Source organism: Streptomyces sp. NPDC050263 (genome assembly GCF_040655955.1).
Classification (GTDB): Bacteria; Actinomycetota; Actinomycetes; order Streptomycetales; family Streptomycetaceae; genus Streptomyces.
The window spans coordinates 1-8,001 of record NZ_JBFAKW010000219.1 but is presented as its reverse complement, the minus strand read 5'-3'; the positions used below and the strand labels follow the sequence as shown (position 1 = coordinate 8,001).

9 protein-coding genes are annotated in these 8,001 nt (G+C 70.8%); 3 read left to right on the top strand and 6 right to left on the bottom strand.

Going from position 1 to position 8,001, the window contains the following annotated elements:
* Positions 1–193: 193 nt before the first annotated feature.
* On the bottom strand, positions 194–1,774 hold the full coding sequence (locus tag AB0J04_RS44670) for a FadD3 family acyl-CoA ligase (protein ID WP_363174459.1): 1,581 nt from the start codon (positions 1,772–1,774) through the stop codon (positions 194–196).
* A 106-nt stretch (positions 1,775–1,880) separates the two neighbouring features.
* Between AB0J04_RS44670 and AB0J04_RS44665 the strand changes: the two genes are divergently transcribed.
* The 3 genes from AB0J04_RS44665 to AB0J04_RS44655 all read left to right on the top strand — a co-directional run bounded on the left by AB0J04_RS44665 (position 1,881) and on the right by AB0J04_RS44655 (position 4,371).
* Positions 1,881–3,026 (top strand): lipid-transfer protein, encoded by a 1,146-nt coding sequence (locus AB0J04_RS44665; RefSeq protein ID WP_363174458.1) that lies wholly within the window; start codon positions 1,881–1,883, stop codon positions 3,024–3,026.
* A 158-nt stretch (positions 3,027–3,184) separates the two neighbouring features.
* The gene (locus AB0J04_RS44660; protein ID WP_363174457.1) at positions 3,185–3,601 is read left to right on the top strand and encodes an OB-fold domain-containing protein; all 417 of its coding nucleotides are present in this window, start codon (positions 3,185–3,187) and stop codon (positions 3,599–3,601) included.
* The gene (locus tag AB0J04_RS44655) at positions 3,598–4,371 is read left to right on the top strand and encodes an enoyl-CoA hydratase/isomerase family protein (RefSeq protein ID WP_363174456.1); all 774 of its coding nucleotides are present in this window, start codon (positions 3,598–3,600) and stop codon (positions 4,369–4,371) included. The genes AB0J04_RS44660 and AB0J04_RS44655 overlap by 4 nt, the downstream gene beginning before the upstream one ends.
* A gap of 33 nt (positions 4,372–4,404) precedes the next feature.
* Here the strand turns inward: AB0J04_RS44655 and AB0J04_RS44650 are convergent, their stop codons facing one another.
* The 5 genes from AB0J04_RS44650 to AB0J04_RS44630 form a co-directional block, all read right to left on the bottom strand.
* Entirely contained in the window at positions 4,405–4,746 is a 342-nt protein-coding gene (locus AB0J04_RS44650) for a hypothetical protein (protein WP_363174455.1), read from the bottom strand.
* Between the two features lie 79 nt (positions 4,747–4,825).
* Positions 4,826–5,989: an ATP-grasp peptide maturase system methyltransferase gene (tgmC, locus tag AB0J04_RS44645; protein ID WP_363174454.1), complete on the bottom strand. Its 1,164-nt coding sequence runs from the start codon at positions 5,987–5,989 to the stop codon at positions 4,826–4,828.
* A complete protein-coding gene (tgmB, locus tag AB0J04_RS44640; RefSeq protein WP_363174453.1) occupies positions 5,982–6,944 on the bottom strand; it encodes an ATP-grasp ribosomal peptide maturase in 963 nt (320 codons plus the stop codon). Before tgmB ends, tgmC begins: the two co-directional genes overlap by 8 nt.
* Positions 6,945–6,948: 4 nt before the next feature.
* The gene (gene tgmA / locus AB0J04_RS44635; protein WP_363174452.1) at positions 6,949–7,209 is read right to left on the bottom strand and encodes a putative ATP-grasp-modified RiPP; all 261 of its coding nucleotides are present in this window, start codon (positions 7,207–7,209) and stop codon (positions 6,949–6,951) included.
* 140 nt (positions 7,210–7,349) lie between these two features.
* On the bottom strand, positions 7,350–7,796 hold the full coding sequence (locus tag AB0J04_RS44630) for an ATP-binding protein (RefSeq protein ID WP_363174451.1): 447 nt from the start codon (positions 7,794–7,796) through the stop codon (positions 7,350–7,352).
* Positions 7,797–8,001: the final 205 nt, after the last annotated feature.

The window sequence follows — 8,001 nt, the reverse complement described above, 5'->3', positions numbered from 1 at the left end:
CTCGTACTGGACGTACTTGGGCTTTCGGCCGGTGCGGCGAGAGTGCGTGCCGGGCGTCGCGACGGGGCGAACGTTGCCTGCCGCGGCACTAGGCACCACCCAGCACCATTTCGACGGGGATCGGCCGCGGCGGCGCGGAGGGGGAGCCGCCGCGGCCGTGGTGTGTCCGGGGCCGGCCCGGGGCCCCGGCGGCTCACCGCGCCCGCAGTTCCCCCTTCACGACCTTCCCGCTCGCGTTGCGCGGCAGTTCGGGGACGAACTCCACCGCCCTGGGCACCTTGTAGTTCGCCATCTCCCGCCGGGCCCACGCGATCAGGTCGTCGGCCGTCGACAGCGCGCCCCGCCGCCGGACCACGTACGCCTTGCCCACCTCGCCCAGCCGGGCGTCCGGGACGCCGATGACGGCGACGTCGGCCACGTCCGGGTGCAGGCCGAGGAGTTGCTCTATCTCCGCCGGGTAGGCGTTGAAGCCGCCGACGATGAACATGTCCTTCAGGCGGTCGGTGATACGGAGGTTGCCGGCGGCGTCGAGGACGCCCACGTCGCCCGTGCGCAGCCAGCCGTCGGCGGTCAGCACCTCCGCCGTGGCCGCCTCGTCCTCGAAGTAGCCGTCCATGACGTTGAAGCCGCGGACCAGGACCTCCCCGGGCTCGCCGGGGGCCGCGTCCACCCGTACCTCCGTGCCGGGGATCGCGCGGCCCGAGGTCGAGGCGATGACCGTCGGATCGTCGCCCCGGCGGCACATCGTCACGACACCGCTCGCCTCCGAGAGGCCGTACGCCGTGAGGACCGTCTCCACGCCCAGTTCGCCCCGCAGGCGTTCGACGAGCCGCAGCGGCACCACCGCCGCGCCCGTGACCACCAGCCGCAGCGCGGACAGGTCGTGCTTGTCGCGGGACGCGTGGTCCAGCAGGGACTGGTGGAGCGTCGGGGGGCCGGGCAGGACCGACACCCGCTCCGCGGCCACGTTCGCCAGGACCGTGTCCACGTTGAACACCGGCTGCGGGATCATCGTCGCGCCCCGCATGAGGCAGGCGATCACGCCGGCCTTGTAGCCGAAGGTGTGGAAGAACGGGTTGACGATGAGGTAGCGGTCGCCCCGGCGCAGTCCGGCCAGGTCGCACCACACCTCGTACGCCCGCAGCGTCTGCGCGTGCGTGATCACCGCGCCCTTGGGGCGGCCCGTCGTACCGGACGTGAAGACGATGTCCGACGGCCACTCCCCGCACACCGCGTCAGCCCGCTCCCGGACCTCCGCCCGCCCCACCCCCTCCCCGCTCGCCAGGAAGTCCTTCCAGGTGCGGAAGTCGGCGGGCGCGTCGTCCGACAGGACGACCACCTCGGCCAGGTCCGGCAGCCCGGGCAACGGCCCCGCGCCGCCGCCCTCGCCCGCCGCCCGCCGCAGCGACGCGACGTACGACGTCCCCAGGAACGTGCCCGTCACGAACAGCAGCCGCGCGCCGCTCCGGCGCAGCACGTCCGCCGCCTCGACGCCCTTGAAGCGCGTGTTGACCGGTACCAGCACCGCTCCCGCGGACACCGCGCCCAGCGCCGCGACCATCCAGTCGAGGGAGTTCGGGGCCCAGATGCCGATCCGGTCGCCCGGTCCGATCCCGTTCGCCAGACAGGCCGCCGCCGCCCGCTCCACCCGGGCGCCGAGTTCCGCGTACGAGATCCTCGTCCGGCCCTCCACCACCGCCTCGGTGTCGGCGTACCGCTCGGCGGCCCGGCTCACCAGCCCGGGGATCGTTCCCCACTCCACGTCACCGCGCACGACCGGCCTCCCCACTAGCTGACTACCCGTCAGATTAGCGGTAACCTGACGGACTGTCAGCCGACTGTTGTCGGCCGCCATTCCCTCATGCGGAGGTGCGTGCAGCGTGACCCTCAAGGACGCCACCGCCGTCGTCGGCATCGGCCAGACGCCGTTCGCCAAGCACCTCCCCGACGACGAGAAGACCCTCGCCTGCCGGGCCGTCCTGGCCGCCCTCGACGACGCCGGGATCGCCCCGGGCGAGGTCGACGCCCTCGCCTCCTACACCATGGAGGAGACGGACGAGGTCGAGCTGGCGAAGGCCGTCGGCTTCGGCGACCTGACCTTCTTCAGCAAGGTCGGCTTCGGCGGCGGCGGTTCCTGCGCCACCGTCGCGCACCTAGCCGCCGCCATCGCCGCGGGCCAGGCCACGGTCGGCGTCGCCTGGCGGTCGAGGAAGCGAGGCAGCGGGCCCCGCCCGTGGACCGACACGACCGTCCAGCTCCCCACCCCGGCCCAGTGGACCCGCCCCTTCGGACTGCTCCGGCCGGCCGACGAGATAGCCATGCTCGCCCGCCGCCACATGCACGAGTACGGCACGACCCGCGACCACCTCTTCAACGTGGCCCTCGCCTGCCGCAACCGGGCCAACCAGAACCCGGCGGCGATCATGTACGACCGCCCGCTCACCCGCGAGATGTACATGACCGCGCGCTGGATCAGCGAGCCCCTCTGCCTCTACGACAACTGCCTGGAGACGGACGGAGCGCTGGCCTGCGTGATCGTCAGCAGGGAGCGCGCCCGGGACTGCCGCCACCGCCCCGTCTACGTCCACTCCGCGGCCCAGGGCCTGCCCGCCCAGCACCACGGCATGGTCAACTACTGGAACGAGGACCCGCTCACCGGCCCCGCCTGGGCAGCGGCCCGACACCTGTGGAAACACGCCGACTTCACCCCGCAGGACGTCGACGTGGCCCAGATCTACGACGCCTTCACCCCGCTCGTCCCGCTCTCCCTGGAGGGCTACGGCTTCTGCGGCCGGGGCGAGGGCGGCGCGTTCACCGAGGGCGGCGCCCTGGAGACCGGCGGACGACTGCCCCTCAACACCGGCGGAGGCGGCCTCAGCGAGGCCTACGTCCACGGGTTCAACCTGATCAACGAGGGCGTGAAGCAACTGCGCGGGACGAGCACCGCCCAGGTCCCGGACGCCGCGACCTGCCTGGTCACGGCGGGCGAGGGCGTCCCGACCTCGGCCCTGCTGCTGAGGACCTGACCGAGGGACCGGCCAAGGAACCGAGGACCGAAGACCGAGGACCGAAGACCGAAGACCGAAGACCGAAGACCGAGGACCGAGGACCGAAGACCGAAGACCGAGGACCGAAGACCGAAGACCGAGGAACCGACGGAGAATCCAAGGGAGTTGAATCCGCGATGCTGACCCCCGTGCCCGACGCCGACGGCGCCCCCTTCTGGCGGTACGCGGCCGAGGGCGAACTCCGCGTCCAGGCCTGCGCCGACTGCGGCGAACCCCGCTTCCCGCCCCGCCCCTGCTGCCCGCACTGCCGGTCCTTCGCCGGCGAGTGGCGTCCGACCTCCGGCCGCGGCCGCATCTGGTCCTACGTGGTCCCGCACCCGCCCCTCCTGCCGGACTACGCCGCACAGGCCCCCTACAACGTGATCCTCGTCGAGCTGGCCGAGACACCCCGGATCCGCCTGGTGGGCAACCTGGTGACCGAACCCGGCGCCCCCCTCGACTCGATCTCCCCCGACCGCGTCCGCATCGGCGCCCGAGTGCAGGCGGTCTTCACCGCCACCGGTCTCCCCCAGTGGATCCTGGAGCGCCCATGACCGTGCGCCTCGCCGCCGACAAGGACACCGGGGTCGCGGTGGTCACCCTCGACCGCCCGACGAAACTCAACGCGATCGACCTGGCGACGGTCGGCGAGCTGACCGACGTCTGGCGGGAGTTGCGCTTCGACGACACGGTCCGTGCGGTCGTCCTCACCGGAGCCGGCGGCCGGGCCTTCTCCACCGGCCTGGACCGCGACTCGGTGGTCCCCCAGCCCGACTCCCCCTACATGCAGGACGACCCGCTGCTCGCCGTCGGCCCCAAGGCCAACGACCTGTGGAAACCGGTCGTCGCCGCCGTGGAGGGAATGGCCTGCGGCGGCGCGTTCTATCTGCTGGGCGAGTGCGAGTTCATCGTGGCCGGCGTGGACGCCGAGTTCTTCGACCCCCACACCACCTACGGCATGGTCAGCGCCTACGAATCGGTGCTCCTGGCCCAGCGGATGCCGTACGGCGAGGTCGCCCGCATGATGCTCATGGGCACGGCGGAACGCGTCTCGGCCCGCCGCGCGCACGAAATCGGTCTGGTCTCCGAACTGACGGAACCGGGCGGCGCGCTGGCAGCGGCGACAGCCTGCGCAACCGTCGTCGCCGGCTGCCCGCCCACCGGCGTCCAGGGCACGGTCCGGGCCCTGTGGGCGGCGAAGGAGGCAGCCCGAGCGGCGGGCTACGCCCAGGCCCCCCACCTCATCTCCCTGGGCAACCTGCCCACCGAACGACAGACGGAGCTGTTCGCGGACCGCTCGGCGGCGAAGCCCCGGATCCGCTGAGCGGCGGACCCGCGGTGCGCGTTGCCCCCGACCTCAGGGGCTGAGGTCCAGGGTGCGCACCGGGTGCTCCTTCCACATGCGCGGCCTGATGGTCCCGATCACCGCACCGTCCGGTCGGTCAGGGCTGGGGCGTGCGGCATGGAGCGTGTGGGCGTCGCCCCACGTGCCCGCCCGGGCCACCGACAGGGCGGCCGGGAGATCCAGGTCGACGAACGCGATGCCGGGCAGGGCGGCAATGTGCTCCGCGATGCCCGGCCGCGCCCCGTCGGCCTCGACCAGGGCGCACACAGTGGCGTACAGGAACCAGCCCTGCTCGGCGTGTGCACGATGGATCGGCCCGAAGCTCCGCCCGACTTTTGCCTCACGTCGCTTCACCCATTCCGACAGAAGCTACGGCTCGGTGCCTGCACCAAGGAAAGCAGCGGGCACGGCGGGCCGGCCACCTCATCGCCCTTCAGGCAAGGCGGTGCTCCCAGCGCAGCGACGGATTGCCGTCTATCCAGTACGTATGGGAGCCGGCGGTGATCCGGAGTCGCACGGTGTCGATGTCGGGGCTGCCCGCGTGCTGCCACGCGACGAGAGCCTCCTCGATTTCGTCCCACAGGGCCACGGCTCCGCCCTGCCGGACCGTCCAGGCGTCGCCGTCAGCGATGAACTGGGCGAAGGACTCCCGCTCCGGGTCGAAGACGTACAGGAGCTTGGTCCCGTCGCTCCGAGCGGCGCGTACGAGCTGTGCACCGGGCGCGGCGAGCTGGGCGAGGAAGGCGGGCATCCACTCGTCCAGCATCGTGGGAGGTGCCTTGGTCTCCCTCTCGCTGTCCGCGTATGCCGTCCAGGCGGAAAGGTCGCCGGCCACCGGAACAACGGCCTGCGCCCGCGCCTGCATGAACGAAGACCGGCCGATGATCCTGCCCTCGGCGGTGCCATCGTCGTCGACCGTGACTCTGGCCAGACCTGTGCCGTACGGCCAGGAACCCACGGTGCTAAGGATCACGCCACCGGGCTTGGTCTGCCGGACCCAGGTGTGCGGGATGCGGCGAACGGCGCACGTGGAGATCACGCGGTCGTACGGCGCGTTCCGGGGATACCCGAGGAGGCCGTCGCCGGTGACGGTCCACGTCGAGAAGCCGACCGTTTCGAGGGCGGCGTCCGCCCGCCCCGCCACCTCCGGATCCACCTCGACCGTGGTCACGTTGTCCTCGCCGAGGTAGTGGCACATCAAAGCGGAGGAGTAGCCGGTACCCGTGCCGATCTCCAGCACTCGATGGCCCGTCTCCAGGTCCAGGCTCTCGATCATGCCGACCACCGTGGCCGGCGTGGTGGAAGAAGAAGTGGGGATGCCCTCGACGGGGTCGCTGACCTGGTCGGCGGTCAGGTGACCGTTGAGCTGGGTGGTGAGTGTGTCGTAGCTGTACGCGATCTCCAGCCACTCGGCCGGGTGGGTGCCGACCGCCGTCACCGGCCGCCAACTGCCGCCTTCGTCGAGGAACACACCAGGGTCGAGGAAGACCTCGCGTGGTATGGCCTCGACGGCCGCACGCAGCCAAAGAGAGGTGAGGGCACCGTTCTGTGCCAACAGTTCGGCGAGGCGGTGGCGCTCGGGCGCCGAGTCATTCATCAGTGGTCTCCTTGCTGAGCAGGTCGGCGAATGCGGCGGACATCGGGAGGCCGGTCTCCGTCTCCAGCCATCCCCACTGGCCGTTCGGGTTCAGCTCCAGCCACCAGTAGTCGCCCGCCCGGTCCACCGCGATATCGAAGCTCCCCGAGACCAGACCGAGGAACTCCAGGTAGAGGTGCAGCGCCTTGTTCACCGGGTCGGGGAGGTGCCCGACGGCGTAGGTGAGAGCGCTGTAATCCTTGCGCCAGTCGAGTAGTTCGGAATCGATGCGGACGGCGAACGTGTGGCGGCCCACGACCAGCACTCGGAGGTCGGCAACTTTGTCCACACAAGCCTGGAACAGGTGTGGGGTCACGCGAACGCTCTCGTCGATCTCGTCGGCGGACACCGGATCGGCCCAGCCGGTGACCGGCACGCCGTCCCGCGTGTACGGGGTCCAGCGCAAGGTCTTGGAGATCACGTCGCCCTGGCTCGTGATGAACTCGCGTGCCTCGACCGGGTCATTGGTGACGAGGGTAGGGGGGACGGCAAGGCCGAGTCGCTGGGCGAGGGCGAGCTGAGCGGGTTTGTAGTCGGCGGCGGCGATGCGCAGGGGGTGATTGACCCAGAGCGGGCAATCCATTGCGTAGAGGCTGCCGCCGAGCCCAAAGCGGACCTGCGCAGCCGCAAATCGGGCGTCGTCCGGTTCCAGATGGGAGAAGGCGGGCCATTCGGGGCGCCGCCAGTACACCGCCCGGACGCAGGTCAGGTCGGCGGTCCTGGACAGAGTGCGCACCTGCCCGACCATGGAGGCCGGGCAGGTGCCGAACCGAGCCGAGACCGTCAGATCGGCACCGATGTCCGCAGGATTGAACCTGACGACGGGCACATTCCGCCGGTTGAGTTCAGTGATCACCATGTCGGCGGTCAGGTCGTCCGCCTCTGTGGCCACGAGAACCGGCCTCTCTTCGGCCACGTCGTCAGTCCTGCTCGGAGTCCTGGTCGTGCCCCTGGTCGTTCTTGGAGTCCGAGTTCGTGGTGGTCGAGGTCTCAGTGCCCTTGCTGGTGCCGTGAGCGCCCATCTCGATCACCTGACCTGCGCGGTCGTGGAACACTCCGAGCTGCGTGTCGGGGTCGACGGTGACCGTGGCATGCAGGCGCTGAAGGGTGGTCGGGTAGGGCGCAAGACGGCTGGCACCCCACGGACGGCCAGTAGTGGGCTGTTCGACGACGGTCGTCACCGGGCCTCCTCGCAACGGACTGGAAGGGGGAGTGGAGAAAGTAGGCATGCGGCCTCCAGGGGCGCTGTCGGGTGGATGGGGAGGTCGTAGTGCCAGGGACGGGAGACACCCGGGAGGAGCAGGTGCGCCGCGACCAGGGTTCATTCGTCGCCCCTGACACGGACTTCGGCCCAGACTTCCTTGCCCCATGTGTGTCGGCCCGAGCCACGCAGGTCGTAACCCCACCGGTCGGCGATCGCGTCGATGAGAAGCAGGCCGCGGCCCGACTCGTCATCCGCACCGGTTGTGCCAAGGGTCGGCAGACCCAAGGGTTCCCGGTCCACGACGCCGACACGTACGCGCGTCGCGCTCGGCCGCCCGACGATCAGGCGGATGTCACGACAGCAGGTGTGCCTGGCAGCGTTCGCGATCAGCTCTGTGACGATCAGCGTGGCGCGGTCGGCGAGGCTGTCGAGGTGCCATATGCCGAGGACGTCCCGGACGAGCCTGCGGCCGATCTCAGCCGCAGCCGGCACGCACCGGAGGGTCTGGCTATAGGCGGGGTGACCGACGGAGACGGCCTGTACTGGCGTAAAGAGACTCGTCATTGGGTGGAGCCTTCGTGTCGTCTCGATGCCCGGCCGACCCCCTCGGGGGAATTCGGGGACCGACCGGGCCGTCAACAGCCGCCCGTACGGCAGAACGTGACGGGCGACCAACACCTAGTGCCGCGGCAGGCAACGTTCGCCCCGTCGCGACGCCCGGCACGCACTCTCGCCGCACCGGCCGAAAGCCCAAGTACGTCCAGTACGA

What these genes read in the sequence shown, in the direction of transcription:
- AB0J04_RS44630 (WP_363174451.1), bottom strand. Translation starts at nt 7,796, where the DNA reads ATGACGAGTCTCTTTACGCCAGTACAGGCCGTCTCCGTCGGTCACCCC.
- AB0J04_RS44655 (WP_363174456.1), top strand. Translation starts at nt 3,598, where the DNA reads ATGACCGTGCGCCTCGCCGCCGACAAGGACACCGGGGTCGCGGTGGTC.
- tgmC (WP_363174454.1), bottom strand. Translation starts at nt 5,989, where the DNA reads ATGAATGACTCGGCGCCCGAGCGCCACCGCCTCGCCGAACTGTTGGCA.
- AB0J04_RS44660 (WP_363174457.1), top strand. Translation starts at nt 3,185, where the DNA reads ATGCTGACCCCCGTGCCCGACGCCGACGGCGCCCCCTTCTGGCGGTAC.